The 15157-nt window shown below is 67.2% G+C and carries 11 protein-coding genes, 1 tRNA gene and 1 pseudogene; 7 read left to right on the top strand and 6 right to left on the bottom strand.

Features of this window, described 5'->3' with window-relative positions:
• Positions 1-32 precede the first annotated feature (32 nt).
• Complete coding sequence (locus tag ACWCP8_RS27980; RefSeq protein ID WP_451118853.1) at positions 33-2300, top strand: SpoIIE family protein phosphatase; 2268 nt, start codon at positions 33-35, stop codon at positions 2298-2300.
• Between the two features lie 407 nt (positions 2301-2707).
• Here the strand turns inward: ACWCP8_RS27980 and ACWCP8_RS27975 are convergent, their stop codons facing one another.
• The 3 genes from ACWCP8_RS27975 to ACWCP8_RS27965 all read right to left on the bottom strand — a co-directional run bounded on the left by ACWCP8_RS27975 (position 2708) and on the right by ACWCP8_RS27965 (position 5954).
• The gene (locus ACWCP8_RS27975) at positions 2708-3838 is read right to left on the bottom strand and encodes a catalase family protein (RefSeq protein ID WP_451118852.1); all 1131 of its coding nucleotides are present in this window, start codon (positions 3836-3838) and stop codon (positions 2708-2710) included.
• A 55-nt stretch (positions 3839-3893) separates the two neighbouring features.
• Positions 3894-5246 (bottom strand): Dyp-type peroxidase, encoded by a 1353-nt coding sequence (locus ACWCP8_RS27970; RefSeq protein ID WP_451118850.1) that lies wholly within the window; start codon positions 5244-5246, stop codon positions 3894-3896.
• A 117-nt stretch (positions 5247-5363) separates the two neighbouring features.
• Positions 5364-5954: a hypothetical protein gene (locus tag ACWCP8_RS27965; protein WP_451118848.1), complete on the bottom strand. Its 591-nt coding sequence runs from the start codon at positions 5952-5954 to the stop codon at positions 5364-5366.
• Between the two features lie 680 nt (positions 5955-6634).
• On the opposite strand from ACWCP8_RS27965, the gene ACWCP8_RS27960 reads away from it, so the two are divergent.
• Positions 6635-7312 carry a GAP family protein gene (locus tag ACWCP8_RS27960; RefSeq protein WP_451118846.1) on the top strand — a complete coding sequence of 226 codons (678 nt, stop codon included), beginning with the start codon at positions 6635-6637 and terminating at the stop codon, positions 7310-7312.
• A gap of 1007 nt (positions 7313-8319) precedes the next feature.
• Here ACWCP8_RS27960 and ACWCP8_RS27955 read toward each other — a convergent pair.
• Positions 8320-9378: a zinc-dependent alcohol dehydrogenase family protein gene (locus ACWCP8_RS27955; protein WP_451118844.1), complete on the bottom strand. Its 1059-nt coding sequence runs from the start codon at positions 9376-9378 to the stop codon at positions 8320-8322.
• A 723-nt stretch (positions 9379-10101) separates the two neighbouring features.
• Here ACWCP8_RS27955 and ACWCP8_RS27950 point away from each other — a divergent pair.
• The 3 genes and pseudogenes from ACWCP8_RS27950 to ACWCP8_RS27940 all read left to right on the top strand — a co-directional run.
• Positions 10102-10506, top strand: coding sequence for a hypothetical protein (locus tag ACWCP8_RS27950; RefSeq protein ID WP_352266701.1), 405 nt, complete (start codon positions 10102-10104; stop codon positions 10504-10506).
• Positions 10507-10923: 417 nt separating this feature from the next.
• A complete protein-coding gene (locus ACWCP8_RS27945) occupies positions 10924-11151 on the top strand; it encodes a hypothetical protein (protein ID WP_451118842.1) in 228 nt (75 codons plus the stop codon).
• Between the two features lie 606 nt (positions 11152-11757).
• A pseudogene (locus ACWCP8_RS27940) lies at positions 11758-11976 on the top strand (tyrosine-type recombinase/integrase); the annotation flags it as partial.
• A gap of 40 nt (positions 11977-12016) precedes the next feature.
• Here the strand turns inward: ACWCP8_RS27940 and ACWCP8_RS27935 are convergent.
• Positions 12017-12502, bottom strand: coding sequence for a hypothetical protein (locus tag ACWCP8_RS27935; RefSeq protein ID WP_382827738.1), 486 nt, complete (start codon positions 12500-12502; stop codon positions 12017-12019).
• An 828-nt stretch (positions 12503-13330) separates the two neighbouring features.
• On the opposite strand from ACWCP8_RS27935, the gene ACWCP8_RS27930 reads away from it, so the two are divergent.
• Positions 13331-14269 carry a hypothetical protein gene (locus ACWCP8_RS27930; RefSeq protein WP_451118840.1) on the top strand — a complete coding sequence of 313 codons (939 nt, stop codon included), beginning with the start codon at positions 13331-13333 and terminating at the stop codon, positions 14267-14269.
• Positions 14270-14652: 383 nt separating this feature from the next.
• Positions 14653-14744 (top strand) — tRNA-Ser (locus ACWCP8_RS27925).
• 132 nt (positions 14745-14876) lie between these two features.
• Here the strand turns inward: ACWCP8_RS27925 and ACWCP8_RS27920 are convergent.
• Positions 14877-15038 carry a hypothetical protein gene (locus tag ACWCP8_RS27920; RefSeq protein ID WP_352266705.1) on the bottom strand — a complete coding sequence of 54 codons (162 nt, stop codon included), beginning with the start codon at positions 15036-15038 and terminating at the stop codon, positions 14877-14879.
• Between the last annotated feature and the right edge of the window lie 119 nt (positions 15039-15157).

The raw sequence follows: 15157 nt of genomic DNA, 5'->3' as shown, positions 1-15157 counted from the left end.
TCGGTCAACGCGGGTGGCGGGAGCGAAGCGCCGTGGGAACACCAACCGTCTGGCGGTCCGTAGTCGTGCTGGGGGCTGTTCGGGTACCCGACGCGGCGTGGCCGTCTATCGGCACGCTGCGCCGGGCAATCTGGGTGTCGGAGGTGATCTTTGTGGCGGACGAGGACGCCATGCGCCGAACGTCGACGGGTGGGGACGCGGGGGACGGGGTGGGTGGGGCAATCTTGGATGCCTTGTTCACCCAGTCACCGGTAGGGCTGCACATCCTGGATACGGAGCTGCGGGTTGTGCGGGTCAACGCCGCCGCGCGGGAGATGCGCGGTGTGCCGGTCGAAGGCCTGGTCGGGTTGCATTTCGCCGAGGCATACGCCGGCCTGTCCGCGCCCGACGAGGTGGAGGCGATCCTCCGTGGTGTGCTGGAAAGCGGTGTGCCCGTGCGCGAGTACCTGGTCCGCGCGCGGGTGGCAGCCGAACAGGGGCGGGAAGAATGCGGGTCGATGTCGGTGTTCCGCTTGCAGGACCCGCAAGGGGCGGTCCTGGGACTGGCTGCCACGGTGGTCGACGTCACGGAACAGGAACAGACGCGTGCCCGGATGCGTGCGCTGAATGCCGTGCGCGAGCGTGTGGGTCAGACCCTGGATGTGATCGCCACCTGCCAGGAGCTGGTGGAGGCCTTGGTGCCCGGCTTTGCCGACTTCGCCATGGTGGACATTGTGGATGCCGTGGTACGCGGCGAGGAGTCCCCGACAGGGCCACTCGCTGAGGATGTTGCTCTGCGCCGTGCCGCCTTCCGCGCCCGCGACGGCCTGCAGGGACAGTCCTATCCGGTGGCTGACATGCGGAGCCTGAACTTGCTGACCCCCTACGCGCAGGCCATGAGCGACTTCCGTCCCCGCCTCGTGCCCCTGAGTCCCGACATCCCGTGGCTCGACGCCTCCAGGGCCAGGGGGGTCCGCGTATCCGGAGCGCACACGCTCATCGTGGCGCCGCTGGTCTTGCGCGGAACGGCACTGGGAGTGCTGAGCCTCCTTCGCACCGGTGGGTCCGATCCCTACAACGAGGATGATGTCGGACTTGCCGTCGATGTGGCCTCCCACACCGCCCTGTGTATCGACAACGCCTGCCGATTCACCCGCGAGTTCACCATCGCTGCGACGGTCCAGCGGTACCAGCTGCCCCGCTATCCCGCCTCTCACAGCACGGTCGAGACCGCCCACCTGCACGTGCCCGGCTTCAGCGGTGGGGGAGGCTGGTTCGACTCGATTCCCTTGTCCGGCGCCCGCACTGCCCTGGTCGTCGGAGAGGTCGCCGGCAGTGGCATCCAAGCGGCCACCACCATGGGGCAACTGCGCACTGTCATCCGCTGTCTGGCTGCACTGGACCTGCAGCCCGACGAGCTCCTCGCGCGCCTCAACGACACCGCAGCCTTCCTGGCAGCAGAGCGCGCGGCTCTGCCCCCCGGCGACCCCCTGCACCGCCAACCGCTCTCGGCGAGCTGCGTCTACGCCGTCTACGACCCGGTCACCCGCACGTGCACCTTCGCACGGGCCGGGCACACCCCACCCGTGATCACCCGCTCCGACAGCAGCACCGAGGTCCCGGACACCACCCCAGGGCCGCTCCTCGGCAGCGCGGAAGGTCCCCCCTTCGCCGCCACCACCACCGACCTCCCCCACGGCAGCATCCTCGCCCTCTACACTTCCGCGATCCTGCCCACACCCCCCGCCGAATCCGACGGTGCCCCCGCACTCCTGCGCGACGTCCTCGCTCGACCCGGCCGTCCTCTCAAGGACCTGCGCGACGACATCCTCCGCACCCTCCGCAACAAGGACCGCCCCGGCGACGCCGTCCTCCTCCTCGCCCGCACCCGGCCCTTCCCCGCCCACTCCCTGGCCACCTGGCTCCTCGACCACGACCCCACAGCGGCAGCCATCGCCCGCGGACACACCCGCCGGACACTCGCAGACTGGAACGTCGACGAAGACACCGCTTACGCAGCCGAACTGATCGTCAGCGAACTCGTCACCAACGCGATCCGCTACGGCGCCCCGCCCCTGCAACTACGCCTCATCAGAGACCGCACCCTCACCTGTGAAGTGCACGACGACAGTGCTGTCTCCCCCCACCTGCGCCACGCCCGCACGGTCGACGAAGGGGGACGCGGCCTGTTCATCGTCGCTCAACTCGCCCAAAGATGGGGCACCCGCTACACCACCGAAGGCAAGACAGTCTGGAGCGAACAGACCCTCCCCACTCCGGCTTCCCCTCACTCCGAGCCGACAGCCGAGTCCGTCCGATAAGCGGCGATCCGTCCCGGCCGTGCGTGATGCGCAACCGCATGGACGGATGGATGCCGAGGTCATCGATAGCGCCCGATGTCCGCTTCGCGGCACGGTGGGGTTTGTCGCTGCTGACCGTGGTTCTCCTCCGCAGATGGTGCGGAGGTGGTGCGACGTGGTGCGCGTTCCTGAGAGAAGGAGGACACCTCCGGCGCCCGCGACTCACGAGGGGTGGCTTCGCCACCGGGCTGCAACATACGGGGATGCTTCTGATCCGTAGCTCTATGTGGATCGGTCAGCGACGGTCATAGCGGTCGCAGTAAGTCCCTACAAGGTGGTTGCTGGACATGTTCGGCTGCTGAAGTTGCTGTACTTCCCTGCTGTACAGCAGGGATTGTGATGGGTGCTTGCCGTCACATCAGTCGACTTCATTGGGCCGGGCCGAGTACCTCGTCGGCGCTGCGGGGCTCTGTGCGCGGCTGTTGGTTGAGCTTGTGGCGCTCGATGGAGGAGTGCCGGTAGACCTCCTTGCGGGCCCGCATGATGTTGCCCAGGGGAGCGTGCTCGGCGGTGACCCGCCAGGGCGTGAAGGACAGCGCGTCCATCTTCTCCAAGTTTTCCGGGCCGGAGATGTCCTGCTGTGGCAGCCGCAGCTTGGCCACGGTGACGGACGGCGAGAGCTGCTCGGGCCACTCCACGGTGGTGTCCTCCACCGGCATGCGCTCCAGGTCGGTGCAGAGCTGGACCTGGATGTCGAAGGCGTAGGGCCGCTCCTGCAGTTCGGCTTGCAGGGCCGGTCGAAAGACCTCCTGCCCGGAGGCCGGGTCGATGTCGCGCCGGACCACCGCGGCGGCGAAGGACGGGTCGGGGGTGATGCGCACCTTGGCGATGTAGTCCCCGTGCCGGACGGCGCCCATCGTCCAGTAGCTCGACAGCAGCAGGTTTGCCGGAGGGGTCTTTGACAGGCGCAGGAAGGCCAGGAACTCGTCCCATGCCCAGTTGTCCTGGTCCAGCGTTCCCTTTCCGGTCACGAACTCGGTGAAGAAACGATGCGCGCCGGGTCGGCCCTGGGAGAAGTAGGCCGGCGCGTTCAGGAACAATTCCTGGATGAAGAGGTAGTGCTCGACCGTGTTGCAGAAGAAGATCGGTCCGTTGATGTTGGCGTAGTCGAATGTGCCCGTGTCCGGTTCGTCTTCCAGCAGGGTCGGGCCGGGGATGTCGAACATCTTCAGCGCCAGTCCGGTGGCGGCGCCCAGTCGCGCGTCGGCTCCGGCGTGAGGCGAGCCGTTGGAGAAGCGGATGAGCGCATCGTGGGTTCCCGGGGTCGCGTAGATTCCTTGGGCGTATTCGGGGGGCAGCCCGTCCAGGATCTCCACTTCGCCTCGGACCAGCCCGTAGCCCTTGGCATGGGCGTCGCGGAGGGCCCGGCCGGTACCACCGGCCTTGACCGACTCGGCGATGTAGCTCTCGGTCCTTTCGATCACCGTCTGCAGGTGCTGGTCGAAGTGCGGGTCGTCGTCCTCGACGTCCGGCGTGTAGGGGACGAACTGTGCTGCCATGACGTCGACCTCTTCTCGAAGACCGTGGTGGGGCCCCAGGGGGCAGGAACTGCCCTCAGTCCTCCAGCTCCGCGAGCCAGCGCAGGGCACGCAGACCCGGCAGGAAGCAGTACTCGCCGCCTCGGGTGACCACGAAGCTTGGCAGGTTCTGCAGGCGGCGCCGGACCGGCTTCTCCGGGATCGTGACGCTGCCGGTTCCGTCATGGTGCCCGGCTACGGGGTCCTTCTCGCCGGGATAGCCGATGAAGTTGCCGTCGTTGACCCACTCGGCCTTGATGAATTCAAACTGTCGTTCCAGGTGCGCTCCCATGAAGACGCCGACCAGGCCCCGGTCGGCGCCGTCGTCCTCCAGCACGCCCTCGGGCAGCGGCGGGCCGTAGGTGGTGCCGCGGCGGATGAGGCGGTGCATCCGTGCGTCGCCGATGATGGTGGCATCGCGGGGGTTGGTGCGCCGGATATGCGCACCGGCGGGGCACCTGAAGCCCCGATCGTCGTTCTCCCGGTACAGAAAGTCGTTGACGCGGTGCGGATCGGCCGCCAGCTCCGGGTCATCGTGCTCCGGCGACAGCGCCAGGGGCGCCCCGCTGGGCCAGCGCCCGACCATCTTCGCCGCCAGGAGTGCCTCCTCCTCGGCGCTGGAGCTGTTCGCGCGCAGGTACCGGCGCCAGGCCGCCACGTTGGTGTGGACCTTGCGAACGGCCGCGTAGGTCCCGTTGCGCCCCAGCACGGCGGGGCTGGGCATGGGCGGCAGGCTGCCGGTTTCGTCGGGGTAGCCCAGGATGAACTCGCCCGCCTTGATGGGGACTTCCTGCGGGTTGGAACCGGGCAGTCCGACGCCCTCGATGTTCGGATGGCTGATGCCGTCACGGAAGCCGAAGGTGGTGCGCCCGGTCGGGAGCTGGCGGACCTCCTGCTGCCAGATCACCTGGACACCGGGTGTGTCCTCGTAGGCGATGCGGGCCCGCTCCAGCTCCCTGCGCAGCTGCGCCGCATCGGAGGAGAGGGCGCTCAGCGCGATGTGGATATCACCGGTTCCGAACGGTGCCTCCCAGTGGGCAGGGGCGCTCTCACCCACGTCACCGATCAGCTCCGCCCGGGCGGCCATGCCCTCACGAAACGCCCGCGGAAAGCTGTCCAGCGACTCCTGGGGTACCCCCAGGGCCCTCAGCCCCTGGTAGGTGAACGCCACAGCCACCCAGGCATCCTGGCTCCGGTCCACGCTGGGCAGACCACCCGCGGTCACCGGGAGCAGCCGCCGCAGCAGGGCGCGTCCGGCCTGGCGGTCGTCCACGCGCAGGAAGACGAACTTTCCCTCGTACGGCACGGGCCTCGGCCGCAGGGCCCCGCTCTGGACGTCATCGATCTCGACGCGCACCCCGGCCGCGCTGCTGCTGTCCGCCGTGTTCATGCTCGCTTGTGCCTCCACATCGGTCTCTGCCTGGGCAACCTTGCAACGGCCGACGCGCGCCAGCCGACTCGGTCCACCGATGGTGGGTCGACTCCGAGGGTCGGCCGTGTTCGGGGTCTAGGCCGAGGCTTCCTCCAACAGCTTCTGGAACGCAGGAGTGGACACCAACTCCGCGTTGGCCGGGTTGTCCAGCGCCGCCCGGAACTCGGGGGTGTCCAGCACCTCCTGGAACGCGTCGTCCACGCGGTGGTCCTTGTAGATCTGTTGAACGGTCAGGTCGGGATAGGCGCTGACGAAGACCCCTGCGGGCTCCTGGTGGGCGATGAACCAGTCCTTCACCCCTGGGTCGGTGACGCCGGGGAACCCTTCGCTGTGCGAGAAGACCTTGTCGAAGCGGGCCCCGACCACCGTCTGGGCGAAGTCGTCGATGTACGTGTCCCAGGAGCCGTCGAAGACGCTGGCGAACATGAACCGGGTGTCGTTGTCGAAGATCACGTGCCGTGCATCATGCAGGGTGCCGATCTGGCGCAACGCCGCATGGACGTTCTCGTCAGCCGCCGCGTCGGCCATCGCGGCGAGATCCTCACGCAACGCGTCAGCATGGCCCGGCTTGATCTTGGTGAAGACGGTGAACTCGTTACAGACCCCATCCGACCTGCCCGGGCGCTCGGGCTGAGCCGATTGGGCTGCACCTGTCGTCGCAGTCATCGTGAGATTCTCCCGCCACGCATAGGTCCGAGGGTCGCCAAGCGCTCGGACATGAGGCGCCATCGCCCTCGCCTCCAATCCTTACTCCACACGCACCACCTCGCACCCCCGGCCATGGGTCTGGTGATCACTCGGGGGCGGATTCTCGAGAGGCTCCGCCACAGCGGGGTCCGGCCTGACCACTTCACGACTCCCCCGCAACAGCCGGCTGCGGTCCGTGCCCGACAGACCGTAGGGACGTGCCTCGTCCGTCAGGGTGCCAAGACAGAAAGCCGCCGAGGGTGACGACTTGCCGTCCTGTTCCGGGAAGGCAGCAACGCGGGTGGTCAGCAGGCCACGGCCAGGGTCCCCGCGTCCTGAGGAACTCCCGAGGACAGATCCGGAAAGGCGCAGGAAGATGGAGTTGGGGCTTGGCGTCGCCGTCACGTGCTCGGGCAGCCGCTTCCGCGTGGCCGTGAAGACAGCGGCGCAGCCGACCGCGCAGCGACCCGTTGCTCCGCCCAAGTGCCGTCCCCGCTGCACCATTGGTGTCCGAAGAGGCCGTGACCCACGGCCCAGGGTCGTCCGCAGGCCCTGGGCACGTCCACGACAGTCCCACGGCTGCCCCGCGCAGGCCGTCGGGGCACCCACCAAGCATTGCTCAACTGGATCGCCGCCCTGATCCTCTTCTGGAGGCAACCATGGGCAAAGTTCTCGGTGACGTCCTGGGTCTTGCGGCCGGTGTCGCGATCAGCCCGCTCCCGATCATCGCCATCATCCTCATACTGGCGACGCCTCGGGGACGTCTCAACGGACTCCTCTTCACTGTCGGCTGGATCCTGGGACTCTCGGCACTGGGCGCGGTGATGCTGGCGATCGCCTCCCCTGCAGGTGCTTCCGCCCACAATCAGCCGGCCACCTGGGTGGGAGTTCTCAAGGTCGCGCTGGGCGTGTTCCTCGTCCTCTTCGGCGCCCGGATGTGGCACCGGCGCCCGAAGGATCCCTCGCAAGCCCAGCTGCCGAAATGGATGAGCGCGATCGACCGCCTCACGCCGGTCAAGGTCTTCGGACTCGGAGTGGCCCTGGCCGCGCTCAACGCCAAGAACGCCCCGCTGACCATCGCCGCGGGCGCCGCCATTGGCTCAGCCGGTCTGCCTGTCGGGGAGCAGATCGCATCGCTGGCAATCTTCGTCCTGGTCGCCACCCTCGGCCTGCTGGCGCCACTGGGAGTATTCCTGCTCGGGGGAGAGCGAGCGAAGACCACGCTCGGCAACTGGAAAGACTGGGCCGCGCAGCACAACGTCGCCGTGATGGCGGTCCTGTTCTTCGTTCTCGGGTTGAAACTGCTCGGTGACGGCATCGGCATCCTCACCTCCTGACGGGCTCACCCACGCGTGGCGGTGTGGACCGATCGCAGACGTGCAACAGAGAAGGTCGGCGGAGCGGCTTTGGGCTGGAGCTGCTTTGGGGCGAGTGAAGGAGGCAGGCTGCGCCGCAGAGGCGGCGCGCGCCCGCGCCGTGCGCGGGTCCGCTGCCGTTGATGTCAGACGTGGACCTCAGCCGTCCATCAGATCCGGGTAGGGGCAGAGTTCCAGCGGGGCGGTCGGGCGGTCGGCCCACTTCCACCAGACGTGTTGGTCCGAACAGCCCCAAACCGGACGGCAAGTTCGACGGTCGTCCTCTTCGCGGTGACAGAGCGCCATCGAGCCGGTCTTCACCGACACCGACGAGGACGTCCGGGAACACTCCCTGACCATCGGTGAGTTGTTCGTGGGTGGGGTCGATGCGCTGGGCAATCGGAACCTCCGGGTGCCGACGGGCCTGGACGACGTCTCCGGCGACTGGGTCAAGGTCGACCCGCAGTTGGGAGTTCGTCACCCTGGCTTTCCAGCGGCGGGGCAGGTCGACTCACTGGGGCGTGATCCAGCTCATGGACGGAGTGCTCCCGCTCATGATTGCGCTCGCCGACGAACTCGGCGTCGAGATCCCGGCGGGTTCGCTTGCGGGTTGAGCGCCCTTCCACGGCCCCCGTACGGCCCGGGAGGGCGCTCGTGCGCCGGAGGAGACAGCCGCCTTGTAAGTTCGATCCGAGGCCGTTCCGGCGACGTCACGGCGTGGTCGGGTTGAACGTGCCGAGCCGAGCATGAGCGCCCTTCTCCGGTGCTGTTGATGTCACCTGTGGATGTCAGCCGGGATCCAACCTGCGCACTGCTCTGCCGTGGTCTCGGCCGCGTTCGACGAGCCGAACCTGATCGCGGACGCCGGCCTGATGCCCCTGGTCCGGTTGGCCGAGCGGTGCGGTTTGCCCGAGCTGGGCGGCGCCGCGGGCGTCGGCGACCTTGCCCCGCCGCAGCCGCACCGCCGCCGGCACCGGCCGGGCCGCGTCCTACCTGCCGTCTTCGTCCCGGTCATCCTCGAAGACGAAGAGCGGCTTTGCGCCATGTGCGGGTGCTTCGGCGAACGAGATGGCTTCAGTGAAGCGTTCGAGCGGGAACGGCTCGCCTTGGGGGATGCTCAGCACTTCATCAGCGACGAGACTGCGAACCTCGGACAGCGCGCGCAGCGCATCCGCAGGTGAGGCAGTGCCGAACCAGCGGTTCAGCCAGAAGCCACGGACTGCTTTGGTCTCGTAGATGACCGAGCGTGCCGACAGCGGGATCGTCAGCGCTGCCGGGTCAGTCTGCCGATGGGTGGAGAGCGCGCCGTAGACCACGAGCTCTCCTCCCGGAGCCAATGCCTGAGACACCTGGGCACCCACGTGGCCCGCGACACAGTCGATGGCCTTGCGCACGCCGGCCGATCCTGCAATCTCGGCCACACGCTGCAACAGGTCCTCGTCCTCAGTGCAAATGACCTCGTCACCACCAAGCGCCTTGATCTCCTCGACGGCATCGCGCCGCCGCACGACATTGATCGTGCGAATACCCAGATGCCTGGCCAGCTGAATGACGAGCCGGCCGACGGTGGAGCCCGCGGCCGTCTGCAACAACCATTCACCCGGCTGTACGTCGAGTTCGCGAGTCACCAGTAGCAGCGCGGTCAACGGGTTGACGGCGAGCTGACAGGCGCTGGAGTCGCTCAGATGATCGGGGACCGACAGGAGCCTTCGTGTATCGGCAACAAGGTATTCCTGCCAAGTGCCGGCCACATGCGGCCCGGGTACCGCCGGGACAGCAACGGCCACCACGCGCTCGCCGATCTTCAGTCCCTCGGTATCCGGGCCCAGGGCCTCAATGCGGCCCACGCATTCCATGTGACCCCCGACAATGGGAAACTCGGGAGAGAAACCGTAGCGGCCACGCAGCACGTGCAGATCACTGGCGTGAATCGGAGTCGCCTTCACGCGGATCAACGCCTGACCGGCTTCTGGCGTGGGAACAGGACGGGATTCCAGCCGCAGGACATCGGCCGGCTCGCCAACCTTTCCGGCTACGAGCGCGCGCATGGATTGTGGCATGAGTGACCTTTCGTCTCTCAGCGCCCGACGAACTCGGCGGGCGTTCTGGACAGGAACAATGCCGGTGGCGGCATCCTCGTCGGCGACCAGGCTCCGGACCTCTCTTTCTCGACGGAGCAGGACCGTGCGCAGAGCGTCATCGGCGTCAGGTCCCCTCTAGGCCTTTACCGACTCGCCCAGCATGATCACGTGAGCGAGCTGGGTTCGTGCGGCCTGCTGAGGTCCGTGATCAGGACCGCTCGCCGCAGCGAACTGATCTGAGGTCAGGGTGGAGTTTCGGCGACCGGATCGGATGCCTGAAGGTGTCGGCGGGATTCTTGACGAGCGTCTGTGTGCGGTCAGTCATCATTGGTCACCTCGACGGACTGGACCCGGGCGCATGCCCTGCTGAGTCCGCCGCACGCACCGCACCCGAGAGCCCCTGGAGTCCCCGACATCACGCTAAGCGCCACTGACAGGCTCTGCAATCCAGCCTCCGACGGCTCCACCTGGTCGCCAGTCCGTATGGCCGCAGGTGAAGGAGCGAGGTCGGCGTAGCGACTTTGGCCGGGAGGTTGCGTCCTTGGAAGTGGTGTACGGGTTCGACCCGATCCGGGGGCTTGTTCCGGCTTCGGAGATGACGCCCGCACAGATGAACGGCCACAAAGTACTCGGGCAGAGTTGAGTACGTGCGCTCTGGTCGGTTATGGGGCGAGCCGGAACGCTTGGGCCATGCGACAACGACTACTGAAACTCGTTCCCCAGCTGTTGGCGGTTCTCGTGCTCGCTGTGGTGACGCTAGGGGCGTGGGCTGCCTGGCTGGGCTGGGACCAGCATCGTGACGTGCAACCTGATGGTTCGACGACCGGCCCGTACGAGGCGTGGCAGGTGATCGGGCTGGTGTTGACTCTGCTGGCGCTGGTGTACTGGGCGGCATCCCGGCGCTACATCGCAGGTGCTGTGCTCGGCATCACGGCCGGCCTGACCATTGCCGCCTATTACGACTGGTCGGACGACTCCAGCGGCCTCTTTATGGTCGGCGTGGGGATGGTCATGGTGGGGAGCCTCGTCGTGACCGCCGTCGTATCCGTCGTGATCGCCTCTGTGAAACGAGAAGGCCCCCCGAGTCGCCGTTGATGGCTCGGTCAAGCGGCGACGCGAGGGCTTTGGAGCACCAGTTCGGAAGGCGCCGTATGCGGGCGGCGGCTGACCTGCGAAGCCCCTGACCTGGGCCGGAGCGTGGTCGGTGTCGCTGTTCCCCGTGAGTCCCCGCTGCGTCCCGCCGGAACGGGCACGCAACGGGCACGGTCCCGGCCGGGTAAAAGAACGCATGGACACGGCACGCGTGTTGACGGGCGGGTCACCTCCACCAGTAGCCGAAGAAGTGAATGGGGCCCCGCTGACCTGGGGCCTTGAAAGCGATCAAAACTGTGACCTGCGGCCGGGCCGTCAATGGTTGTCAGCGTTGGACGTCCTTGTGCGGCCCCGGACGGCCCGGAGGCGGCCCGAGAGAGCGCGCTCCGGGGATGGAATGATCTCCCCGGAGGGGTGCGAGTGGACCTGCTTGAACTGATGGGGTGGCTGGCCGGGCACGGAGTCACGACCGTGTTCAAGGTCGACGGTGACCGCATGGTTGAGCGCAGGAAGGCGTGGATGGTCATCGTCAGCGGTGGGCCGCTTGGCGAGGACTCGTTCTTCCGTACGGACCTGGCCACGGCAGACGCATGCCTTGACTCGTTGCTCGCTCACCTGGAGAACAAGGGCCTGTCGCCGTTCGCATGATCAGCGTGTGCCGTGCGGTCGTCGCTGCTGCTCGATGCGAACCATGGGCACGGCGGTCACAGGGGTTCGCCGATTGCGTCAGCTGGGCGTCTGCGGCTGGTGGGTGTCGGTTGTGGGCTCGGTGGTTGCTGTATCTCGCCGCTGTACAGCACCAGCTTGGAAGACCGAGGCTGCTGTGTACTGGTATGCCGTTGCCCCCGACGGTTTCGGCCGGTAGGACCGTTGGTAGAGGCCGAAGGCACTGAAGAGGAAGCAGCAGCCCACGATTGTGGCGAAAGTTGCCATTGGTGTCGATTCCAAGTGGCGATGCACAGGACCCACGATGATCGTGCCCCCGACACCTGCGCAGACGTCCGCCCAGCCTCCAAGTCGCGGCGACGAAACGGTCTTCCTGAACCACGGGGGGACCCATCCGACGCAGATGGCGGCAATGCCAGGAACGAACGTCAGGAGCCAAAACAGGGCCAACACGGTCCATCCGATGACATCCACAGCGAGCCCCCCATGCAACAAGCGTGCGACTCGATGGCCGCCAGGCGTGATCTTTGCATGGCCGGCTTGCCGCCGGTAAGGGGCCCGGGCTGATGGTCCGTATGTACGCGCACCCGATGCCCGGAGCTGACCACGGGCAGGCGGGCGGAAGGGCCCACCAAGTCAGAAGCTGGCAAGCGGCTCGTCGTTCTGCCGGCCTTTCTGCGGACCGACCTCCGTCGGCATCTCGACCGGTACGCCGAGAAGGGCCCGGACGGACTGCTGTTCGTGGGGGAGAAGGGTAAGCCGATCCGCCGTTCCACCTTCGGGCAGGAGTGGCGCGCGGCTCGCTCCGCTCACCGGTATCGGCGAACGGTCCAGGAGGAGAGACTCTTCAATCGGGCTGCCGTACCGATGAATAGAGGTACTGGCCCTTTCCCAGGGGTTGTTCCGGAACGCGCCCTCGCCACAGCAGGACCCCGTGGCGCCGCTCCCAATAACCCCCGTACGCCCCCTTGATGAGCCGATCCGGCAAGAACAGCAGCGACCACAGAGCCATGATGGGTGCCCATACCAGGCCAACGATCAGACCGAACGACACCAAGAAGACAGCGAAGCCCATGTCGAAGCTGCGACGGAGGGACTCGCCGGGCGTGGGCAATGCCGAGTCGGGGTTCGCCAGGGGAACCGCATCTTCGAACTCTTGTTTCTCACCGCCCAGCCACCTCAACCGGGTACAGGCGAGCACCCCGTTTACAGCGCTGAACGCTACAAGGATGGCCAGACCCCGCCAATCGACGTCGAACTTGGGAACGCCATGCACACCGAACACCACGGGTGCGGTGACAGCCGCGGCGCCCACCGCCTCGGCGACGGCCATCAGCTCATGGTGGACATACCTGCGCACGACTCTCCCCCTACGCCCCGCTCCCCACGGCTGCCTGCCACACCCCAACTATCCATATGGTGCTCACCCTGACGAGCGCCTCATCCGCAGGACCCCCGAACTGGCAGCTGCCATTGGCCTTCCGTTCATATAGCCCTGGATTCGGGGCCGATGATCGACAGGCGGCCCTTCCACGCCAGACCCCGGACGAGGGTCCTTACAGCTGCCGGATGAGGTCGGTGGAGCGGGGTGCGGTCATCCCTGCCCCGGCCGACCAGCAGGCCCACCGCCTGGGGCGCGGCAGCCAGGGCGGCAGGCCGCCCGCTTTTGAGAAAGACGGCCACGCCCGTCCACCGCTGCCCCAGACAGAGCCGAGCAGACGCGGTATCAGGTCCTCCGCACCATCATGAACACTGCCGTCGATGACGAGTTGGTCCGCCGTAACCCCTGCGGGTCCTCGTCGACGCCTACGCCCCGGTCCAGCTCAACGCTCACCTGTACCTCCATCACCCGGCGACCGAGCGGTGGAATCTGATCGTGGACGCTGATCGCGCAGAGGCCTGACCGGGCCGGCCCGGGAGCGCTGGTTCGACAGACGCCGGACCGCGGGTCTGTATGCATCCGGTGTGACGTTGGCAAAGGGCGGTGTGACGTTGGCAAAGGCCGGTGCGGCTTGGCAAAGCGTGCGCAAAGCATTCACCTGCCGTATAACCGTCGCCGGGGTCACAGGTCAGAATCACGCGAGCCAACAGACTCCTAGATCACTTGGGCCCCGCGTGACGACTTCTGCACCGCGGGACCCCTTCTCCACATGGGGAACACATGCGCATACGTTCCACCCTGGCCGCCGCGACGGTCTCCGGCGCTCTCGCCCTGGCCGCTTTCGCCGTGCCGGCCGCGCAGGCGACCGACGGAACGGCCCTGGCGCAGGCCCATAAGCTCGCGCAGCAGGCCTCGGGCCACCAGTCGGGCATGCAGGCCCGCTCGCTGACGGCCGCCGACTCCGGCGACCCGTACGTGCTGAACGCCACCTTCTCGAACATCAAGGTGAACAGCAGCAAGTCGGCGATCGTCGTCGGCACCACCAACACGGTCCACGTCTCGTACAGCTTCACCTTCACCCACGGCTCGGACGCGGACCCCACCGCCGACGACTTCGTCTCGGGCATCGACCTCTACCGCAACACGGACGACGGGAACTTCCTGTTCGGCGACGTTCCGGCGACCTGCACGGCCGCCTCGTTGACCGTTGCGAACTGCAAGGGCAGCATCGACATCAACCCGCAGGAGGAGCTGACCAACACCGACGCCGGCGCCCGCTGGACCGGCGAGGCGTTCGCCATCGCCTACAACGGCCAGGACCCCAGCGACCCGAACGCCGACTGGAGCAAGGTCGGCACCGCGTACCAGGACGCCGTGTCCTCCAACGCCCTCCAGCGCTACTCCAAGCTCACGGTCAACGCGTCGCCGGAGCCGGTGAAGAAGGGCGGCACGCTCACCATCACGGGCGCCCTGACCCGCGCGAACTGGGACACCCACAAGTACGCCGGCTACACCGTCCAGCCGGTGAAGCTGCAGTTCCGCAAGACCAGCTCGTCGTCGTACCCGACGACCTACCTGAAGACGGTCACGTCGTCCTCCACGGGCTCGCTGAAGACCACGTACACCGCCACCTACTCGGGCTACTGGCGCTACTACTTCCTCGGCACCTCCACCACCCCGGCCGTCAAGGCCACGGGTGACTACGTCGCCGTTCAGTAGCGGTCCCCTGGCACGACAACCCGACCGTGGTCATGCGGCGCGCGGCCGCGGCAAGGGCCGGCCTCCAAGAGCATGGCCGCATCTCGCTCCCAAAGCGGGTGTCAGCCCACGCGTCCTGAGTTGAACGTGCTGCGACGTCTCGACTGCCGGCCGAGCGGGCAAGCAGTCTCATCGACAGTCTCATTCGTCGCCGTTCGCGGCCGTTCAGCTCTCCTGCAGGCAGTTCAGGGGACCGGCCCACGGACGACCGTGACCCAGGACGAAAGGGGCCGTGCAGAGTTGGAATGCGTGCGCCACCCAAGGCGGCATCTGGGCCGCAGAGAAGGGGTGCGCGGCCAACCTGTGGCCAAGATGACGGTCGATCAGACCACTTTGGAGCGTAGTCCGAGGTCAAGGGGCCAAGCGCTGACCTGACGGATCGGTCTTGAAAACCGTCGTGGCAGCGATGTCACCGTGGGTTCAAATCCCACACCCAGCGCAAGTGAAAGGCCCCTGACCAGGTAACTCGGTCAGGGGCCTTTCTCGTGAGCGTTGTCCGCCAGCGACCGTTGTTCCCCGCTGTTTTCCGACCGAACGGTCACAGGAGGGGCACGTCGACTGGCCATCGCTAGACGGCGAGCAGCCCGGCGAGCGTCAAGGCCGCCACCGCAAAGAAGACCCGCAGCTTCCTCCAGCCCGGTCCCGAAGCCTGGCGGGTCAGCTCCCAGATGCCCACCAGCCCGCCACCGAGGCCCAGCGCGCTCCGCAGCAGGAAAACGGTGGTGTGCACAGGGAGCCTCCAGGGACCTTCGAACGGACGGGAAGGCTACCCCTGGTGGTGGTCGCGTGGATGGCCGACCCCCAGGTAGAAGCCCGCCCCCCAAAGTGCTGTGATCAGGCTTGCCACAG

This window comes from Streptomyces sp. NPDC002206 (assembly GCF_053593595.1).
The sequence above is the reverse complement of the archived record's forward strand: the minus strand, read 5'-3'. Positions and strand labels throughout refer to the sequence as shown.

Bases quoted from the DNA above. Each gene is read 5' to 3' on its own strand.
- ACWCP8_RS27975 (WP_451118852.1), bottom strand. From the start codon at position 3,838: ATGGCAGCACAGTTCGTCCCCTACACGCCGGACGTCGAGGACGACGAC.
- ACWCP8_RS27970 (WP_451118850.1), bottom strand. From the start codon at position 5,246: ATGAACACGGCGGACAGCAGCAGCGCGGCCGGGGTGCGCGTCGAGATC.
- ACWCP8_RS27965 (WP_451118848.1), bottom strand. From the start codon at position 5,954: ATGACTGCGACGACAGGTGCAGCCCAATCGGCTCAGCCCGAGCGCCCG.
- ACWCP8_RS27960 (WP_451118846.1), top strand. From the start codon at position 6,635: ATGGGCAAAGTTCTCGGTGACGTCCTGGGTCTTGCGGCCGGTGTCGCG.
- ACWCP8_RS27955 (WP_451118844.1), bottom strand. From the start codon at position 9,378: ATGCGCGCGCTCGTAGCCGGAAAGGTTGGCGAGCCGGCCGATGTCCTG.
- ACWCP8_RS27950 (WP_352266701.1), top strand. From the start codon at position 10,102: ATGCGACAACGACTACTGAAACTCGTTCCCCAGCTGTTGGCGGTTCTC.
- ACWCP8_RS27935 (WP_382827738.1), bottom strand. From the start codon at position 12,502: ATGGCCGTCGCCGAGGCGGTGGGCGCCGCGGCTGTCACCGCACCCGTG.
- ACWCP8_RS27930 (WP_451118840.1), top strand. From the start codon at position 13,331: ATGCGCATACGTTCCACCCTGGCCGCCGCGACGGTCTCCGGCGCTCTC.